The 16,667-nt window shown below is 57.8% G+C and carries 20 protein-coding genes; 14 read left to right on the forward strand and 6 right to left on the reverse strand.

The genetic code is table 11. The annotated features are described in order from the left end of the window. Positions 1-135: 135 nt before the first annotated feature. Genes AC2FJE_RS03200 through AC2FJE_RS03215 form a run of 4 tightly spaced genes read left to right on the forward strand, consistent with a single transcriptional unit; the run spans position 136 to position 3,601 of the window. Positions 136-837 (forward strand): glutathione S-transferase family protein, encoded by a 702-nt coding sequence (locus AC2FJE_RS03200; RefSeq protein WP_496753590.1) that lies wholly within the window; start codon positions 136-138, stop codon positions 835-837. 1 nt (position 838) lies between these two features. Continuing rightward, positions 839-2,212 (forward strand): L-serine ammonia-lyase, encoded by a 1,374-nt coding sequence (locus tag AC2FJE_RS03205; protein ID WP_282118765.1) that lies wholly within the window; start codon positions 839-841, stop codon positions 2,210-2,212. Between the two features lie 24 nt (positions 2,213-2,236). Further along, positions 2,237-2,647, forward strand: a complete 411-nt coding sequence (locus AC2FJE_RS03210; protein ID WP_082636958.1) for a GFA family protein — start codon at positions 2,237-2,239, stop codon at positions 2,645-2,647. Positions 2,648-2,686: 39 nt separating this feature from the next. Beyond that, positions 2,687-3,601, forward strand: coding sequence for a DMT family transporter (locus AC2FJE_RS03215; RefSeq protein WP_496753588.1), 915 nt, complete (start codon positions 2,687-2,689; stop codon positions 3,599-3,601). Here AC2FJE_RS03215 and AC2FJE_RS03220 read toward each other — a convergent pair. Beyond that, on the reverse strand, positions 3,546-4,253 hold the full coding sequence (locus AC2FJE_RS03220) for a thiamine diphosphokinase (RefSeq protein WP_496753586.1): 708 nt from the start codon (positions 4,251-4,253) through the stop codon (positions 3,546-3,548). The genes AC2FJE_RS03215 and AC2FJE_RS03220 overlap by 56 nt on opposite strands. A 121-nt stretch (positions 4,254-4,374) precedes the next feature. On the opposite strand from AC2FJE_RS03220, the gene AC2FJE_RS03225 reads away from it, so the two are divergent. Then, positions 4,375-6,006 (forward strand): hypothetical protein, encoded by a 1,632-nt coding sequence (locus AC2FJE_RS03225; RefSeq protein ID WP_282118768.1) that lies wholly within the window; start codon positions 4,375-4,377, stop codon positions 6,004-6,006. A gap of 74 nt (positions 6,007-6,080) precedes the next feature. Here AC2FJE_RS03225 and AC2FJE_RS03230 read toward each other — a convergent pair whose 3' ends face one another. From AC2FJE_RS03230 to nthA, 5 genes are all read right to left on the reverse strand, one after another. After that, on the reverse strand, positions 6,081-6,323 hold the full coding sequence (locus tag AC2FJE_RS03230; RefSeq protein ID WP_282118769.1) for a DUF2842 domain-containing protein: 243 nt from the start codon (positions 6,321-6,323) through the stop codon (positions 6,081-6,083). Continuing rightward, entirely contained in the window at positions 6,323-7,615 is a 1,293-nt protein-coding gene (locus tag AC2FJE_RS03235) for an adenylosuccinate synthase (protein ID WP_058276100.1), read from the reverse strand. The genes AC2FJE_RS03230 and AC2FJE_RS03235 overlap by 1 nt, the downstream gene beginning before the upstream one ends. 99 nt (positions 7,616-7,714) lie before the next feature. Continuing rightward, entirely contained in the window at positions 7,715-8,050 is a 336-nt protein-coding gene (locus AC2FJE_RS03240; protein ID WP_496753583.1) for a nitrile hydratase accessory protein, read from the reverse strand. Continuing rightward, positions 8,047-8,724, reverse strand: a complete 678-nt coding sequence (gene nthB / locus AC2FJE_RS03245; RefSeq protein ID WP_496753582.1) for a nitrile hydratase subunit beta — start codon at positions 8,722-8,724, stop codon at positions 8,047-8,049. The genes AC2FJE_RS03240 and nthB overlap by 4 nt, the downstream gene beginning before the upstream one ends. Then, a complete protein-coding gene (nthA, locus tag AC2FJE_RS03250; protein ID WP_496753581.1) occupies positions 8,721-9,335 on the reverse strand; it encodes a nitrile hydratase subunit alpha in 615 nt (204 codons plus the stop codon). Before nthA ends, nthB begins: the two co-directional genes overlap by 4 nt. Before the next feature lie 150 nt (positions 9,336-9,485). On the opposite strand from nthA, the gene secG reads away from it, so the two are divergent. From secG to AC2FJE_RS03295, 9 genes are all read left to right on the forward strand, one after another. Continuing rightward, positions 9,486-9,851 (forward strand): preprotein translocase subunit SecG, encoded by a 366-nt coding sequence (secG, locus tag AC2FJE_RS03255; RefSeq protein ID WP_058276104.1) that lies wholly within the window; start codon positions 9,486-9,488, stop codon positions 9,849-9,851. 158 nt (positions 9,852-10,009) lie between these two features. Beyond that, entirely contained in the window at positions 10,010-11,653 is a 1,644-nt protein-coding gene (gene pyrG / locus AC2FJE_RS03260; RefSeq protein WP_058276105.1) for a CTP synthase, read from the forward strand. A 122-nt stretch (positions 11,654-11,775) separates the two neighbouring features. Next, positions 11,776-12,258: a bacterioferritin gene (locus AC2FJE_RS03265; protein WP_496760625.1), complete on the forward strand. Its 483-nt coding sequence runs from the start codon at positions 11,776-11,778 to the stop codon at positions 12,256-12,258. A gap of 160 nt (positions 12,259-12,418) precedes the next feature. Further along, positions 12,419-13,195 (forward strand): isocitrate lyase/PEP mutase family protein, encoded by a 777-nt coding sequence (locus AC2FJE_RS03270; RefSeq protein WP_282168588.1) that lies wholly within the window; start codon positions 12,419-12,421, stop codon positions 13,193-13,195. A gap of 110 nt (positions 13,196-13,305) precedes the next feature. Further along, entirely contained in the window at positions 13,306-13,755 is a 450-nt protein-coding gene (locus AC2FJE_RS03275; RefSeq protein WP_058276107.1) for a tellurite resistance TerB family protein, read from the forward strand. A gap of 20 nt (positions 13,756-13,775) precedes the next feature. Continuing rightward, on the forward strand, positions 13,776-14,213 hold the full coding sequence (locus tag AC2FJE_RS03280) for a tellurite resistance TerB family protein (RefSeq protein ID WP_282168589.1): 438 nt from the start codon (positions 13,776-13,778) through the stop codon (positions 14,211-14,213). Beyond that, positions 14,210-14,962, forward strand: coding sequence for a phosphate/phosphite/phosphonate ABC transporter substrate-binding protein (locus AC2FJE_RS03285; RefSeq protein WP_496760626.1), 753 nt, complete (start codon positions 14,210-14,212; stop codon positions 14,960-14,962). The genes AC2FJE_RS03280 and AC2FJE_RS03285 overlap by 4 nt, the downstream gene beginning before the upstream one ends. A gap of 125 nt (positions 14,963-15,087) precedes the next feature. Continuing rightward, positions 15,088-15,864 (forward strand): ABC transporter ATP-binding protein, encoded by a 777-nt coding sequence (locus tag AC2FJE_RS03290; protein ID WP_496753578.1) that lies wholly within the window; start codon positions 15,088-15,090, stop codon positions 15,862-15,864. Between the two features lie 31 nt (positions 15,865-15,895). Then, positions 15,896-16,609: a transporter substrate-binding domain-containing protein gene (locus AC2FJE_RS03295; protein ID WP_058276110.1), complete on the forward strand. Its 714-nt coding sequence runs from the start codon at positions 15,896-15,898 to the stop codon at positions 16,607-16,609. Positions 16,610-16,667 lie beyond the last annotated feature (58 nt).

The raw sequence follows: 16,667 nt of genomic DNA on the forward strand, positions 1-16,667 counted from the left end.
TACGGAATGTCCGACGCAACTGCGAGCGCCAATTGGCCGATCCAACAGGCCAACTTGTCGCGAAACTACGCGTTTCCAATTGGAAACGTCGCAATCGAGACGTTCGACATCCCTGCTGGTGTATAAATACAGCCTATGAACGCGCCCTATAGATTGCACTTTGCCCCCGACAATGCCTCTCTGGTGATCAGACTGGTGCTGGAAGAGATGGGCCTGCCTTATGAGACGGCTTTGGTGGATCGACGGCAAAACGCACAGGATGGCGCGGCTTACAGAGGGTTGAATCCGAACGGCCTGATCCCGGTTCTTGAAACGCCACAAGGTCCGATCTTTGAAACAGCCGCCATCCTTTTGTGGCTGGCAGATACACATGCGCAACTGGCTCCCGCCTCTGACAACCCGGATCGGGCTGCGTTCCTGAAATGGCTCTTTTTCGCATCGAACACTTTACATGCCGATCTGCGCATCCTGTTCTATGCCGAAAAATACACCGACGCGGCACAGGCCGAAACCTTGCGCAACGGTATCCGCCCGCGCCTACGCCAACATCTTCGGGTTCTGGATGACGTTGCTAAAACTGCGCCCAGCTGGTTGCACGCCGATCAACCCTCGGTCCTTACATACTACCTTGCCTGCCAGATGCGGTGGATGTCCCTTTACCCGGAGCGCGCTGATCGCAGTTGGTATCAATTGGCGGATACGCCTTACCTGCAATCCATTCTGATGCGCCTGGAAAGCCGTCCCGCAACCCGGGCTGCCATCGCGGCCGAGGGGTTGGGGGTTACCCCCTTCACCAGTCCATCTTATGCTCACCCTCCAGAAGGCTCTGCTAACTGATATGTTCTTGTCTGTTTTTGATATGTTCAAAGTGGGCATCGGCCCGTCCTCGTCACACACAATGGGGCCGATGGTTGCCGCCGCACGGTTTCTGGACCTGATGCGCGCCTCGCCGTTTGAATTCGCCGGTCTTCGCGGATCGCTGCACGGATCGCTGGCTTTTACTGGCGTAGGTCACGCAACAGACCGGGCTACGATCCTTGGGCTGGCCGGGTTTGTTCCTGACACCTATGACAACGACAAGGCCGAGGCCGCGTTGGCTGCTATTGCTGAAACGCACTCAGTCACGCCCGAGGGGTTGCCGACCCTGCAATTCGATCCAAAGGCCGATCTGATCTTTGACTACGACCACAACCTGCCGGGTCACGCCAACGGTATGATCCTGATGGCTACCGACGCACAGGGCGACGTGATCCTGCGGCAGGTCTATTATTCCGTAGGCGGCGGTTTTGTTCTGACCGAGGAAGAACTGGCCGAAGGCAAAGCCACCAATGACGGCCCTGCCGTGCCTTTCCCGTTCCACTCGGCGGCCGAAATGCTTGAGATGGCAAACGCCAGTGGCAAAAGCATCGCCCAGATGAAGCGCGAGAATGAAATCGCGCGGGGCTGTGCGGACAGTTTCGCCAAAGGCACCGCGCGCCTTTGGGAAGTCATGAACAACTGTATCGAACGTGGACTGAAGACGGATGGCATTCTGCCCGGCGGCCTGAAAGTGCGCCGCCGCGCCAAGGGCATCCACGACGCGTTGTTGGCCGAACGGGGTATGAACTTGAACGCGCCGCACACCATCAACGACTGGATGAGCGTCTATGCGATGGCGATAAACGAGGAAAACGCGGCTGGCGGGCAAGTCGTCACTGCGCCCACAAACGGGGCTGCTGGCACGATGCCTGCCGTACTGCGCTATTACCTCGATCACGTTCCGGGTGCCTCGGAAAGCCATATCGAGGACTTCCTCCTTACGGCAGCGGCCATTGGCGGGCTGGTCAAATACAACGCCTCGATCTCAGGCGCTGAGGCTGGGTGTCAGGCCGAAGTTGGAAGCGCCTCGGCAATGGCTGCAGCGGGCCTCTGCGCCGTGATGGGTGGTAGTCCCGAGCAGGTCGAAAACGCCGCCGAAATTGCATTGGAGCATCATCTGGGCATGACCTGCGACCCGGTCGCTGGTCTGGTGCAAGTTCCTTGCATCGAACGCAACGGGTTGGCGGCCATCAAAGCCGTCTCGGCTGCTTCACTTGCGCTGCGTGGCGATGGGAAACACTTCGTGCCGCTGGATTCGGTGATCGAAACCATGCGCCAGACCGGGCATGATATGCATGAGAAGTACAAGGAAACGTCTCTGGGCGGGTTGGCCGTAAACGTGCCAAACTGCTGACAGTGACAGCAATGGAGGTCAACGATGCAAGGACATTGCCTGTGCGGCACCATCCGCTACGAGGTTGATCCTCCGGTCCTGTCCTGCGTGAGTTGCCATTGCGATAGTTGCCGCAGGCAATGTGCCGCCCCGATGACGACCTATTTTGGCGTGCGCGACGGGCAATGGCGCTGGACTGGCGAGCCGCCGAAAACCTTTAACTCCTCGCCCGGTGTCGAGCGCAGCTTTTGTCCCAATTGCGGCACGCCGATCTCGTTTCGATCCCAAGCCATGTCGGACGTGCTGCATCTGTATGTCGCCACATTGGAGGATCCCAACCAATTGCAGCCCACGCTGCACGTGGCCCATGAAGAACGGCTGGATTGGCTGAAACTGGACGACGACCTGCCCGTCTGCATCGGACCCGACTACACGAAGGTGCAGCCGATTTCATAGAAGCTTTCAACCGGGTGCCAAAACCCGTAGCGTCGCCGCATGACCCAGGATCGTCCCGTCTTTGGCATCTTTTTGATGCTGTGTTTTTGCGTGCTTGCACCGATGGGCGATTCCATCGCCAAGCTGCTGGGCGAGACGACACCGATCGGCGTTCTGGTGTTTATTCGCTTTGCCGTTCAGGCGTTGATCCTGATACCTTTGGTGGCCCTGACCAGGCGGCACTGGCGCATGCGTGGACGTCTTGTGTGGCTGGCGTTCGTCCGAACGGTTCTGCATATCGTCGCTATCGCGGCAATGTTCAGCGCACTGCAATACTTGCCGCTGGCGGATGCAGTCGCCATCGCCTTTGTCATGCCCTTCATCATGCTGTTGCTGGGCAAGTACGTGCTGGGTGAAGAGGTCGGAATGCGCCGCCTGATCGCCTGTGTTGTCGGGTTCTTGGGCACTTTGCTGGTCATCCAGCCCAGCTTTGTTCAGGTCGGTGCCGCCGCTCTGTTACCCTTGGTCGTTGCAATTGTCTTTTCCCTTTTCATGTTGGTGACACGACAGATTGCCAAGGACACCGACCCAATAGCCTTGCAGGCTGTATCCGGAGTGATGGCGACGGTTCTGCTGCTGCCGGTTCTGGCGCTGGGAACACTCGGCAATATTTGGGAGCTGTCCTTCATCGTTCCCGAGCGTGAAAGTCACCTGCTGCTGATCGGGATCGGTGTCCTGGGCACTGTCGCGCATCTCTTCATGACGTGGTCGTTGCGCTATGCGCCGTCCGCCACGCTGGCCCCCATGCAGTATCTTGAGATTCCGGTGGCGACGTTCTTTGGTTGGTTGATCTTCCATGACCTTCCGGATGGCATGGCCGCTGTGGGCATTGGCATCACCGTCGCCGCGGGCCTATATGTCATTCTGCGCGAGCGGGCCAGCGCCCGGTCTGCCCCGACAGAAACGCCTGCGTAACCTGATCCAGAGCGTATCGCGGCACCATCACCAGCAATCCCGGCGCATCCACCGTCAGTTCAACGTCCGCCAGCGCGCGGTTGGATGTGCCTACCTGCCCGCCTGGTTCCATCACCAAATCGTCGATGGGCCACTCCAGCCCTCTGCTGGTACCGGTAACCCGCTGAAACGGAAAAAATGATACGACATCGCCAGGGGTGACACGCAGGGAAATCTGTGGAGGCGCATGGAAGACGACCTCGGTCTCGCCCAACAGGACACAGGGGCGATCCTGTCTCTGAACCAACGTGTTAAGAACAGCAAGCTGATGGTCCAACCTCCCGCCCAAGAACCCTGCCCCCAACACAACAGGCGCGTCGATGCTGCGCAGAGCCTTGTCAAAATCCGTGCTGTTTTGTTCCCGTATGGGATACAACCGGTCCACTGGAATTTGGTCTTTGTGTCGGCTGTCCAGCGAATCGAAATCACCAATCACGGCATCAGGGAGGCGACCCGATTCTACCAATGGGGCGGCTCCCCCATCGGCCGCCACGACCGTATTGGCGCGAATCAGCATCACCTTCAGGTCGTCAGGGCCGATTTCCCCACCTCCGACCAGTGCAATTGGCTCAAATGACCGTACAATTGGGCGTTTTTTACTTAGATTGATCATTTTTCCCGGATTTGGACACATTGAGACCACAAAATGATAGGTTCATGCAGAGAGTTCCGAGCCAATAGGTGTGCCTGCATAAGGTGGTTGGCTCTCGTAGTTTGTAGAGGACGTGCGTCTGATGGTACAGAACAACAAGGTATTGACCGTTTCTTATGGAACCTTCTCCTGCACTTTGGAAGGATTCGACGATTCATTCGAAACGATGAAGGCAATCGCAGAATACTTCCGTGATCTTTCTGCCGACGATCGGTATTTTGGTTCTGAACCCCCACAGCCTGACGCAGAAATGCTGACCCGGATCGCACAGCGTGACGCCGCAAAACATGTAGAAGCCAGCCAGAGCGATTCCGGCCTGTTGCTGCGCGCGACCCAGCAGGCTGCAAAGCCAGCCCCAGCTGTGGTTCCAACCGCGGCGCAAGCAGACCCCCAAGTAATGAGCCCCAGTGCCACCCCCCCTGCACAAGGGGCCGAGTCGTTCTTTGCTGATGCCGAGCCGGTTGAAAGCTCGCCTGCCCCAGCTGCCGACAGCATTGCCGCAAAACTGCAGCGCATCCGCGCCGTCGTTTCGCATTCCGAAGAAAACTCGGTGATTTATACGGAAGACGAAGACACAAGCCTGGGTAATCAGCCAGCTGCCCCGAAGGATGCGGTCGCCGCCGCGTTTGAGGCGGGTTCGCTCGAGGCGTCGGACCTTTCGGAATCGGACAAGCCCGAAGCAGCCGCTGAACCTATGGCACCAGCTTTTGAGGCAGAAGAAATCGAGGACACCCCTGCCGTGGCCGAGCCAGTGGCAGAAGCCGAAACAACGGAAGAACCGGTAGAACCCGTACAGCCGTTCTCTATGCAGCAGGACGCCGACTATGAAGACGAGGAAGAGGCGCCCACGCCATCGGCACTGTTCACCGATCTTGAAGAAACGGCCGAAACCGATGAGCCCGGCAATATCCTGAGTGAAGAGACCGAAGAGGATCAGATCGAAGAGGTCGCAGAGACCCAAGAGGGTTATCTGACCGCCGAGGATGAGGCCAATGTTCTAAGCGAGATTTCGAAGGTCGAGGCCGCAATGGACGGTCAATCATCGAACGAAACTGCCCTTGATCAGGATTTGTCCCGCCTGATGGACAAGGCCGACAGCCAGATGGATGACCCGGCGACCAGCACGCAGCGCGAAACCTATTCGCATCTGCGCACGGCCGTCGCCGCAACCGAAGCTGAGCGCGAGGACCGGCCCCAGCAAGAAGAGTCCGAGGAAAGCGGATATCGCGGCGATCTGACCTCGGTCGTCAGCCCGCGCCGCCCCGAGATTCAAGTCACCAGCATGCGCCCTCAGTCGGACACCTCGTCGCCGCTGAAACTGGTTGCGGAACAGCGTGTCGACGCAAGGGAACAGGACTCCGGTCCGGTGACCCCGCGCCGCGTTACGTCCAAGTCAGAAGACGAAGCAGGCGACTCCAACGAAGAAGGTGGTTTTGCCCTGTTTGCACAGGAACAAGGCGCACAATCGCTGCCCGACCTGTTGGAAGCTGCAGCCGCCTACTTGTCGTTCATCGAAGGTCAGGAACAATTCTCGCGCCCGCAGTTGATGAACAAGATTCGTTCGCTCAAGCAGGATGACTTCAACCGTGAAGAAAGCCTGCGCTCGTTCGGTCAATTGCTTCGGGACGGCAAGATCGAAAAAGCCGGTGGAGGTCGCTTCGCTGCATCAACGCAGATCGGGTTCCGTCCTGACGATGAGCGCGCCGCAGGCTGAACTTAAATAATCAAAAGAAAAAGGGGCCGATGCAATCATCGGCCCCTTTTTTGTAAGGTAAAAGAAGTGCTCTCTCAATCTTCCGACTGATCCGGGTCTGCTTGCCCAACGCCTTTGAACACGAACTTGAAGGGCAAGGCCCACACGATGCCCAGACCGACATAGACCAGCAGTTCAAGCCAGATCGGCGGGCGATCAAGCCAGTTCACAACCGTCACCACAGCCACGATGTAAAGCGGCAATCCAATCAGCAAAAGCGCCAGAGACCAGCGGCGGCGCGCCTTATAGCTGAGGCCTAGTTTCTGTTCCTCTGCCATCAGTCTGCAAACGGGTCTGTCACCAGAATGGTGTCATCCCGCTCCGGGCTGGTGGACAAAAGGGCGACGGGACAATCGATCAGCTCTTCGACCCGGCGCACATATTTGATGGCATTGGCCGGCAGATCCGCCCAGCTGCGCGCCCCTTCGGTGGATTCGCTCCAACCCGGCATCTCTTCATAAATCGGCTTGCAGCGCGCCTGTTGGTCGGCGGCGGTCGGAAGATAATCCAGACGTTCTCCGTCCAGCTCATAGCCAACGCAGATCTTCAGGGTTTCGAATCCGTCCAGAACGTCCAGCTTGGTCAGTGAGATACCGTTCACACCGCTGGTCGCGCAGGTCTGGCGCACCAGGCAGGCATCGAACCAACCACAACGACGTTTGCGGCCTGTGGTCGTCCCGAACTCGTGCCCGCGCTCACCAAGCCGCTGACCATCGTCGTCGTCCAGCTCGGTTGGGAACGGCCCCTCGCCTACACGGGTTGTGTAGGCTTTGACGATACCCAGAACAAAATCGATAGAACCCGGACCGATTCCTACGCCTGTGGAAGCTTGACCGGCGATAACATTGGACGACGTCACAAACGGGTAAGTTCCGAAATCGATATCCAGCAACGCACCTTGCGCGCCTTCGAACAGGATACGCTTGCCGGCCTTGCGCTTTTCGTTCAACACTTTCCAGACGGGTGCAGCAAACGGCAGAATTTGCGGCGCGATCTCTTTAAGCTGAGCGATCAGAGCATTACGATCAATCGGCTCCAGCCCAAGGCCGTTTCTCAGCGCGTTGTGGTGAACCAAGGCGCGATCAACTCGCAATGCCAGCGTTGCATCGTCTGCAAGATCAGCCACTCGGATCACACGTCGGCCAACCTTGTCTTCGTAGCAAGGACCAATGCCGCGGCCGGTTGTCCCGATTTTCGCAACCGAGTTTTGACTTTCACGCGCCCGATCCAGTTCACCATGGAACGGCAGGATCAGCGGTGTATTTTCAGCAATCATTAGATTTTCAGGGGTGATTTCGACGCCCTGAGCCTGAATGGTTCCGATCTCTTTGATCAGGTGCCAAGGATCCAGTACAACACCGTTTCCGATGACACTCAGTTTTCCGCCGCGAACAACACCGGACGGCAGCGCATGCAGCTTGTAGACTTCACCATCGATGACCAGCGTGTGACCGGCGTTATGTCCGCCCTGAAAGCGTGCAATTACGTCTGCACGCTCGCTGAGCCAGTCGACGATCTTGCCTTTTCCTTCGTCACCCCACTGGGCGCCGACAACAACCACATTGGCCATATCCGGTCCTTTTGCGCTGAGATATCAAACTCGGCTCGTATAACGGGGGTAACGCGACAGGGAAACCGGTAATTCGACGCAGTTGAGCAGTTCCGAGGACTACTTGTCCGTTAGCTGCACCGGATCGCCGTGTGGGGTTGTCAGGTATGCGTCTTCCCAGGCGTTGCGCAGCCGGTTTACGTCGTCAGGCATGGCTGTGCCTTGCTCGGCCAACAATGCCTCAAGCGTTTCCAGCCACGCGAAAAAGTAGTCGTTCCCGCCGTTCAGTTCCCGATCCAGCCCATGGCGCTTCAGGGTGTCCGAGAACCGCGCAGCCCAATCGGGCCAATCAAACCGGCCCGTCTCATTCAGTGCGACCGTCACGGCAAACACCTGCGCATGCCAGGGTTCAGCAAAAACAGGCTCAGGGGCGGTATGGGCAACGCAATCGCTCATACCGGGCCCAGATAGCTTTGCCAAAGATCTAAAACCACCTCGTCATCGGGATGTTCCGGGTTGGTCCAAAGTTCGGATGCCGGGAATACAACAGCATATAGTGGCTCAGGCGCGTCTCCCAATCTGTGAGCGCTGGAATCCGGCAGCACGTGCGTCCCGTGCATCATTAGAATGCGCCCCTTCGCTCCGGCGGCATAGTGGGGCAACCGAGTATGACCGCCGTCGACGAGGCGGTTGGCAGTTGGACGTGTTGTCACGACCTCCTGCCCTACCGCATATTCCGTCGGGACGTTCGAAGGTCTATCCGCAGGACCGCCGCTGGCCAGCACACCAGCAACCGCTTCGGCCTTCATCTTGCGGCCTGCCAGCGGGTGTTCTTCTTTGTCTGCCTCGCCACGTAGGTCTTCTTCGGTCAGCACGCCGCTTTCGACCAGCAGGTCCGTCAGGGCTGAAATCCATTTCTCATAATAAGAAAATCTCGTGTAATCCTTGGGTGAGAGCCTCTCGCGGGCGTGACGTGAGATATCAATATTCCATTGTCCCAGCGATCCGGCAGCCAGCGTGACCGCCAATGCCCGCGCATGCCAGTCTTCAGCAAAAACCGGGGCATCATCGGGTTCGGGGTGCACAGGCCCATCGCCGAACCGCCCCCCCATATCGTGAACTCTGGTCATGACGGCACCTTTGGCAGGCCGGTTCCGATCATGCTGTCGCGTGTGACAAGTGCCGCCAACTCGTCTTCGGTTAAGCCATCCGTGTCTTCTGGCCGCATCGGAAGCACAAGGTACCGCACCTCAGCTGTCGAATCCCAAACGCGAACCGAGGACGTCTCGGGCAGGGTCACCCCGAACTCAGCCAGAACCTTGCGCGGCTCACGCACAGCCCGCGCCCGATAGGCATCGGATTTGTACCAACCCGGCGGAATACCAAGCAGCGGCCACGGGTAACAGCTGCACAAGGTGCACACGACCATGTTGTGCTGTTCAGGTGTGTTTGCGACGACAACCATGTGTTCGCCCTGACGCCCGTAATAACCCAGATCGGCGACAACCGATGTGGCATCTTTCAGCAACGCGGCTTTGAAGTCCGGGTCAGTCCAGGCTTTGGCGACGACCCGCGCGCCGTTCTGCGGGCCGATCTTGTTCTGATAGGTATCAATAATTTCATCCAGCGCCGCCGGATCGATCAGTCTCTTGCGAGTCAGAATCGTTTCCAGCGCCTTTACGCGCAACGCAGGATCAGGTGGCAAAAGGGTGTGCGGGTGGTCGTGATCATCATGTGGCATGGCCGCAGCCTGCGCGAGGTGCGGCCATGCTGTCCAGTCCCTTTGCCGTGATCTGAAACATCACCGTTCTTGATCCCAACTCCTCCCTTGCCCCCGCTGGAAAACTTGCATAAGTACCACGCGATACACGCCACGCTGTACAGGAACACCATGGAAAACGTCGTTCTCATTATCCACCTCCTCTTGGCTCTGGGCCTGATCGCCGTCGTTCTGATGCAGCGGTCCGAAGGCGGTGGCCTTGGCATGGGCGGCGGGGGTGGCGGCGCCATGACCGGACGCGCCGCAGCGACTGCTTTGGGCAAGGTGACGTGGATCCTGGCCGCTTGTTTCATCGTGACATCAATCACGCTGACCATTCTGGCCGCACAGAAATCCTCGGGTAGTTCGGTGATCGACCGTTTGGGCGTTCCGGCACCAGCACCGACCGAGGAAAGCACACCTGCGGTTCCGTCGGCTGACGATCTGCTGCCTCCGGCAGATGGCGACAACGCGCCGCTGATCCCACAAGCCAACTGATCCACAAAACCTAGAAACCTGAAAGAGAACTGCAACAGCATCTTGCGGTTCTCTTGCGCTATTGGCGCGAATCCTTTATATGTGAAGTCCCGTGGTGCAGCGGTTTTTCGGAACCGTCGGGCAGCTGATTTTGACGTCTCACGGGAGCAGCCGAAAACATGGCGCGTTTTATTTTCATCACTGGTGGTGTGGTTTCGTCTTTGGGTAAAGGACTGGCTTCGGCGGCTTTGGGCGCGCTGTTGCAGGCCCGAGGGTATTCGGTGCGTCTGCGCAAGCTGGACCCCTATCTGAACGTTGACCCCGGCACGATGTCGCCGTTCGAGCATGGCGAAGTGTTCGTGACCGATGACGGGGCCGAAACCGACCTGGATCTTGGTCACTACGAACGATTCACCGGCGTGGCGGCCCGCAAGACCGACTCGGTTAGTTCAGGTCGAATTTATTCCAACGTGCTCGAGAAAGAGCGCCGCGGCGACTATCTGGGCAAGACCATTCAGGTGATTCCGCACGTCACCAACGAGATCAAAGACTTTATCTCGATCGGTGAGGATGAGGTCGATTTCATGCTGTGCGAGATTGGCGGCACCGTCGGCGATATCGAAGGCCTGCCCTTCTTTGAAGCTATCCGTCAGTTCAGCCAGGACAAGCCACGCGGCCAATGCCTGTTCATGCACTTGACCTTGCTGCCATACATCAAGGCCTCGGGCGAATTGAAAACCAAGCCGACACAGCACTCGGTGAAAGAGCTGCGCTCGATCGGTCTGGCCCCTGACATTCTGGTCTGTCGTTCCGAGGGTCCCATCCCGGTCAAAGAGCGCGAAAAGCTGGCGTTGTTCTGCAACGTGCGCCCGGACAGCGTGATCGCGGCACAGGATCTGTCGACCATTTATGACGCCCCGCTGGCCTATCACCGCGAAGGTCTGGATCAGGCGGTTCTGGATGCGTTCCAGATCAGCCCTGCCCCCAAGCCTGATCTCACAAAATGGGAAGATGTCAGCGACCGCATCCACAATGCTGAAGGCGAAGTCAAAGTCGCCATCGTCGGCAAATACACGCAGCTTGAAGATGCCTATAAGTCGATTGCCGAGGCCCTGACCCATGGCGGTATGGCCAACCGGGTTCGCGTAAAAGTCGAATGGGTCGATGCCGAGGTGTTTGATACCGAAGACGCAGCCCCGCATCTGGAAGGATTCCACGCGATCCTCGTTCCCGGTGGATTTGGCGAACGCGGCACTGAAGGCAAGATCAAAGCCGCGCAATACGCACGCGAACACAAAGTGCCCTACCTGGGAATCTGCCTTGGTATGCAGATGGCTGTAATCGAAGCAGCCCGCAACGCCGCTGGCATTACCGAAGCGGGCTCGGAAGAGTTCGACCACGAAGCGGGCAAAAAACGTTTTGAGCCTGTTGTTTACCACCTGAAAGAATGGGTGCAGGGCAACCACAAGGTCGAACGCAAGGTCGGTGACGATAAAGGCGGTACCATGCGTTTGGGCGCCTATGACGCGGTACTGGCCGATGGCTCGAAAGTGGCAGAGGTATACGGCGGCACCAATATCGAAGAACGCCACCGCCACCGCTATGAGGTGGATATCAAGTATCGCGACAAGCTGGAAAAGGCTGGTCTGAACTTCTCGGGCATGTCGCCCGATGGCCGTCTGCCTGAAATCGTCGAATGGTCGGACCACCCTTGGTTCATCGGCGTCCAGTACCATCCGGAACTGAAATCCAAACCATTTGAACCGCATCCACTGTTCCGCGATTTTGTGCGCGCAGCGAAAGACACCTCTCGCCTCGTTTAAGAGCTATCTGTGTCGGACTGTCACCCCGCATTGTTTTGTGGGGTGTAACCTCCTAACTATTTGAACAAGCAGGCCCGCGTGCCGCGTAATTTGATGCAGTTCAAAGATTCAGGAGTATTCCGATGAGCAATTCGACAACGATCACAAACCTCCAACAAGCGCTTCACATGGAAATGACAGCAGCGCATCAGTACCAGTTGCATGCGCATGTGCTGAATGACTGGGGCTTGGACATCCTGGCCGAGAAGATGCGCGGCGAGATGCAGGAAGAACTGGGGCATTCTGATGCCTATATCGAACGCATTCTTTTCCTGGGCGCAAAGCCAGAGCTTGAGCTTCAGAAAAACCCAAAGACGGCGGACGACCTGGAAGAGATGTTTACCGCAGACCTGAAGGATGAAATGGAAGCCATCGATTTCTACACCCAAGCCGCAGCACAAGCGGCCGAGGCTGGCGACGTTGGAACCCGAACATTGTTTGAACGAATTTTGCTGGAGGAAGAAGGCCACAAAGCATGGCTGGAGACCGAGTTGTCACTTCTCAAGCGGCTAGGCGAGTCGGCGTTCAGCGCCAGATACGTATCTGGCACTGCCGGCCAAGACTAAATCCTCTTCAACTGATCTCACCATGTCGCAGAATTCGGGCCAACAAATGTTGGCCCATTTTCTTTCGTCACCGCAAAGTGACGGTGTGCGGCCAAAAAACACTACTCGGGCACAGTTCCACGTGGTTACTGTTGGGTAAATGATGACAGGAGAGGCCCAAATGACCGATCAAATCCAAAACGCGGAAACCTTTGCGGCCCTGCACAAAAAGGGCGATCCGGTCATCCTTTTTAACATCTGGGACGCTGGCAGCGCCGGTGCCGTGCGGGATGCAGGCGCCATGGCATTGGCGACCGGCAGCGCACCCGTTGCAATGGCGCAGGGGTTTGGCGACGGCCAGAACATCCCGCTGGATGTCGCTTTGGACAACGCCGGCAGAATCGTCAGCGCCGTAGACCTTCCTGTTTCTTTGGATTTCGAGGGGGCCTATGCCGAGGACGCGGTGGGAATCATCGCCAATGTCCAAAGTGCACTTGAAACAGGTGTCGTCGGCTTCAACTTCGAAGACCAGATTGTCGGCACCAAAGACCTGTACGACATCGAAACCCAGGCGGCTCGCGTTGGTGCGATGCGCGAAGGGTGCGACGTCGCTGGCATCCCTGTTTTTATCAACGCCAGAACGGACATCTTCCTGAAGGCTGCGCCGGAAACGCATGACGAGGCGATGCTCGACGATGCGATGGCCCGCGCCAAAGCCTATGCCGACGCGGGTGCCAACGGGTTCTTTGCACCCGGCCTCAAGGATGAGGACATGATCGCCCGGCTTTGCGAATCGACTGATCTACCTGTGAATATCATTGCCCTGCCCGGGACGCCGGATACCGCGACGCTTGCGTCACTGGGCGTCGCCCGGATCAGTTATGGGCCTGTGCCGTACCGGAAGATGCTGGGCTGGCTGCAGGAACAAGCGAAACAGGCGCTGCAGTCAGGCGCCTAGCCAGCGGGTAGATACCGATACAAGCGGATACCGGCAAAGTTGTGACCATTCACGGCTATGACGGGTAGTCAGCGCTTGGCGGGCCACAAAATATGGAATAACCTCGCGACATGTTGAAAAAATTCCTTCAGGCGTTTCGCCCGCCACAGCACGACCATTTGCCCGATCCTGACGCCGAACTGGCCTTGGGTGCTTTGATGGTGCGCGTGGCGCAGGCTGATCGGGATTACAAGCTGGAAGAAATCAGCCTGATCGACCGTATTCTTGCGCGGCTCTATCAGCACAACGCGATCGAGGCCGCCAAAGTCCGCGCCACCTGCGAAAAATTGCACGCCGCCGCGCCAGACACCGATACATTCGGCAAGTTGATCCGCGAAACAACCGACCTGCAGGAACGTCTGGCCGCGCTGGACGCTTTGTGGGAGGTCGTTCTGGCCGATGGCAATTCGGACGAAGGCGAAATGAAGATCGTCGAAGAAGCCCGCATCGCCATGGGCCTGAGCTTTAAAGACAGCCAAGAAGCGCATGAACGGGTACAAACGCGCTTGGAACAGAAGTAGTCCGCTTCTATAACCACTTCATGTTCAGCGATTTTCTGTCCCGGCTCACGCAGCCGCAGCCCGACCCACTTGCCGATAACGACGCCCGTTTGGCCCTTACGGCCCTTCTGGTACGCATCGCCAGATCCGACAACGACTATGCCGACACGGAAATGGCACGAATCGACCGGATATCGGCGGAACGCTATGGCCTGTCCCCTTTTGAGGCCGCAGCCCTTCGCGCCAGCGCCGAAGATCTAGAAGCCGAAGCCCCCGATACCGTCCGCTTTACCCGCGCGATCAAAGAGGCTGTCGCTTATGATGACCGATTGGCCGTGGTTCAGGCGATGTGGTCGGTCGCACTGGCCGATGGGCATCGGACCGGCGAAGAAGATTCGCTGCTGCGTCTCGTAGTCAGCCTGATGGGTGTCAGCGATGTCGATTCTGCCCTGGCCCGGCAAAAGGCAGCCAAATCGTGATTGCAATGCTGGGCATGTATGACATGCCCGCGCTGCAACCAGCCAATGATCGGTTCTGGTCGTCGATTCGGGCGCATCTTGGATTTGGCCTCGCGCATCTGACACGTGGCGCTGACGTTTGGGATGTCTGGCATAGCCCCGACCTAGTTTTTTCTCAGACGTGTGGCATGCCTTACCGCACCCGATTGTATGGGAAGGTTCAGCTTGTCGGCACGCCGGACTACGGTCTGGCAGGCTGTCCGCCCGGGTACTACCGGTCTGTTATCGTGGCCCGAAGAGACGATACCCGCGATCTGGACCAGCTTGCCGACGGCACCTTTGCTTACAATGAATCGCTTTCTCAGTCCGGTTGGGCTGCGCCCATGGTTCATCTGTCACGTCACAGCCGCCTTCCAAGTTCAGTGTTGGAAACCGGCGGTCATGCCCTTTCGGCAGCCGCTGTTGCGGAAGGCCGCGCGGATTATGCCGCGCTGGATGCGCTTACGTGGGAATTACTCAAGGAACACTCGAATTTGGGGACTGAGCTTCGCGAGGTCGCAGCAACGGAACCTTCGCCCGCCCTGCCCTACATCACGGCCAATAGTCAGGATGCGCCCCAGATTGCAAAGGCGGTTCGTGCAGCCATCAACGATCTTTCCCCTGCCGACCAAAAGATGCTGCACTTGCGTGGTCTGATCGACATTTCAGCCGAGCATTACCTTGCCGTTCCCGACCCGTCCCCTGATGCTGCCAAATTGATCGATCCGTGACCACTTTGGTCAGAACGTCTGGTCATTTTGACAGTTTGTGGCCCGTTCCGTGTCATTTGCGCATTGCATTGCTCTGAAATTTCAGCCCTAGTACCGCACCAACACCAATAGCAGCTGGACCACCCGTGACAGATTCCACTCCGGTCATCGAGATCAAGAACCTACACAAGAGCTTTGGCAATCTTGAGGTATTGAAAGGGGTGGATATCACCGCCAGACGCGGTGATGTCGTCTCACTCATTGGTTCGTCCGGTTCTGGCAAATCGACGCTTCTGCGCTGCTGCAACCTGTTGGAAGACAGCCAAGAGGGCGAGATTCTGTTCAAGGGCGAACCGGTCCGCTGGACTGGCAACGCACATAACCGCCGTCCAGCCGATCCCAAACAGGTCCTGCGTATTCGCACAAACCTGTCGATGGTGTTTCAGCAGTTCAATCTGTGGGCCCATATGACCATCCTGCAAAACGTGATGGAGGCCCCCGTGACCGTCATGGGCCGCGACAAGGCCGAGACTGAAGACAGCGCCCGTAGGTATCTGGAAAAGGTCGGCATCGGCGACAAATGCGACGCATATCCCGCGCAACTGTCAGGCGGTCAGCAGCAACGCGCCGCGATTGCGCGCGGCCTGTGCATGGAGCCTCAAGCCCTGCTGTTCGACGAGCCCACATCGGCGCTGGACCCCGAACTGGAACAGGAAGTGATCAAAGTGATCAAGGATCTGGCCGCCGAAGGCCGCACCATGATCATCGTGACACACGATATGAAAATGGCTGCCGATATCTCGAGCCATGTGGTGTTCCTGCATCAAGGCCTCATCGAAGAAGAAGGCCTGCCGGAAGACATCTTTACTACCCCTGAATCCACGCGACTTCAGGGTTTTCTCTCCGCCACCATGGCGGCATAAATTCAGGACAGAACCAAAAAGGGGAGTAACAATGAAAAACCTGATTCTGACCACAGCAGCACTGGCGCTGAGCGCCGGTATGGCTATGGCCGATACGGTCCGCATGGGCACCGAAGGCGCCTACCCTCCGTGGAACTTCATCAATGACGCCGGCGAGATCGACGGTTTCGAGCGTGAGCTGGGTGACGAGCTGTGCAAGCGCGCAAACCTGGAATGCGAATGGGTCAAGAACGACTGGGATTCGATCATTCCGAACCTGGTGTCTGGCAACTATGATGTCATCATCGCGGGCATGTCGATCACCGACGAGCGTGACGAAGTGATTGATTTCACTCAGAACTACACGCCTCCGGATCCGTCGGCTTATGTTGCAACCTCCGACGACGTTGATGTCGCGAACGGCGTTGTTGCGGCACAGACCGGCACCATTCAGGCCGGCTACATTGCCGAATCCGGTGCAACTCTCGTCGAGTTCGCCAGCCCCGAAGAAACCATCGCAGCCGTGCGCAATGGCGAAGCTGACGCTGTTCTGGCCGATAAGTCTTTCCTTGCGCCTATTGCAGATGAAGACGCGGACCTGCGCTTTGTCGCCGAAGATGTCCCGCTGGGCGGTGGTGTCGGCATCGGTGTGCGCGAGTCGGACGGTGATCTGAAAGAGAAGCTCAACACTGCCATCCAGTCCATGAAGGACGACGGCAGCCTGAACGAGCTGATCACCAAATGGGAAGTGTCCTCGACCTTCTGATCTGAATCAGGTTGCGCGCCCCAATACCGGGGCGCGCCGCCCCTGAGCCTTAGCACCT

The organism is Ruegeria sp. CDSC002, from assembly GCF_059610905.1.

Bases quoted from the DNA above. Each gene is read 5' to 3' on its own strand.
- AC2FJE_RS03200 (WP_496753590.1), top strand. From the start codon at position 136: ATGAACGCGCCCTATAGATTGCACTTTGCCCCCGACAATGCCTCTCTG.
- AC2FJE_RS03205 (WP_282118765.1), top strand. From the start codon at position 839: ATGTTCTTGTCTGTTTTTGATATGTTCAAAGTGGGCATCGGCCCGTCC.
- AC2FJE_RS03210 (WP_082636958.1), top strand. From the start codon at position 2,237: ATGCAAGGACATTGCCTGTGCGGCACCATCCGCTACGAGGTTGATCCT.
- AC2FJE_RS03215 (WP_496753588.1), top strand. From the start codon at position 2,687: ATGACCCAGGATCGTCCCGTCTTTGGCATCTTTTTGATGCTGTGTTTT.
- AC2FJE_RS03220 (WP_496753586.1), bottom strand. From the start codon at position 4,253: ATGATCAATCTAAGTAAAAAACGCCCAATTGTACGGTCATTTGAGCCA.
- AC2FJE_RS03225 (WP_282118768.1), top strand. From the start codon at position 4,375: ATGGTACAGAACAACAAGGTATTGACCGTTTCTTATGGAACCTTCTCC.
- AC2FJE_RS03230 (WP_282118769.1), bottom strand. From the start codon at position 6,323: ATGGCAGAGGAACAGAAACTAGGCCTCAGCTATAAGGCGCGCCGCCGC.
- AC2FJE_RS03235 (WP_058276100.1), bottom strand. From the start codon at position 7,615: ATGGCCAATGTGGTTGTTGTCGGCGCCCAGTGGGGTGACGAAGGAAAA.
- AC2FJE_RS03240 (WP_496753583.1), bottom strand. From the start codon at position 8,050: ATGAGCGATTGCGTTGCCCATACCGCCCCTGAGCCTGTTTTTGCTGAA.
- nthB (WP_496753582.1), bottom strand. From the start codon at position 8,724: ATGACCAGAGTTCACGATATGGGGGGGCGGTTCGGCGATGGGCCTGTG.
- nthA (WP_496753581.1), bottom strand. From the start codon at position 9,335: ATGCCACATGATGATCACGACCACCCGCACACCCTTTTGCCACCTGAT.
- secG (WP_058276104.1), top strand. From the start codon at position 9,486: ATGGAAAACGTCGTTCTCATTATCCACCTCCTCTTGGCTCTGGGCCTG.
- pyrG (WP_058276105.1), top strand. From the start codon at position 10,010: ATGGCGCGTTTTATTTTCATCACTGGTGGTGTGGTTTCGTCTTTGGGT.
- AC2FJE_RS03265 (WP_496760625.1), top strand. From the start codon at position 11,776: ATGAGCAATTCGACAACGATCACAAACCTCCAACAAGCGCTTCACATG.
- AC2FJE_RS03270 (WP_282168588.1), top strand. From the start codon at position 12,419: ATGACCGATCAAATCCAAAACGCGGAAACCTTTGCGGCCCTGCACAAA.
- AC2FJE_RS03275 (WP_058276107.1), top strand. From the start codon at position 13,306: ATGTTGAAAAAATTCCTTCAGGCGTTTCGCCCGCCACAGCACGACCAT.
- AC2FJE_RS03280 (WP_282168589.1), top strand. From the start codon at position 13,776: ATGTTCAGCGATTTTCTGTCCCGGCTCACGCAGCCGCAGCCCGACCCA.
- AC2FJE_RS03295 (WP_058276110.1), top strand. From the start codon at position 15,896: ATGAAAAACCTGATTCTGACCACAGCAGCACTGGCGCTGAGCGCCGGT.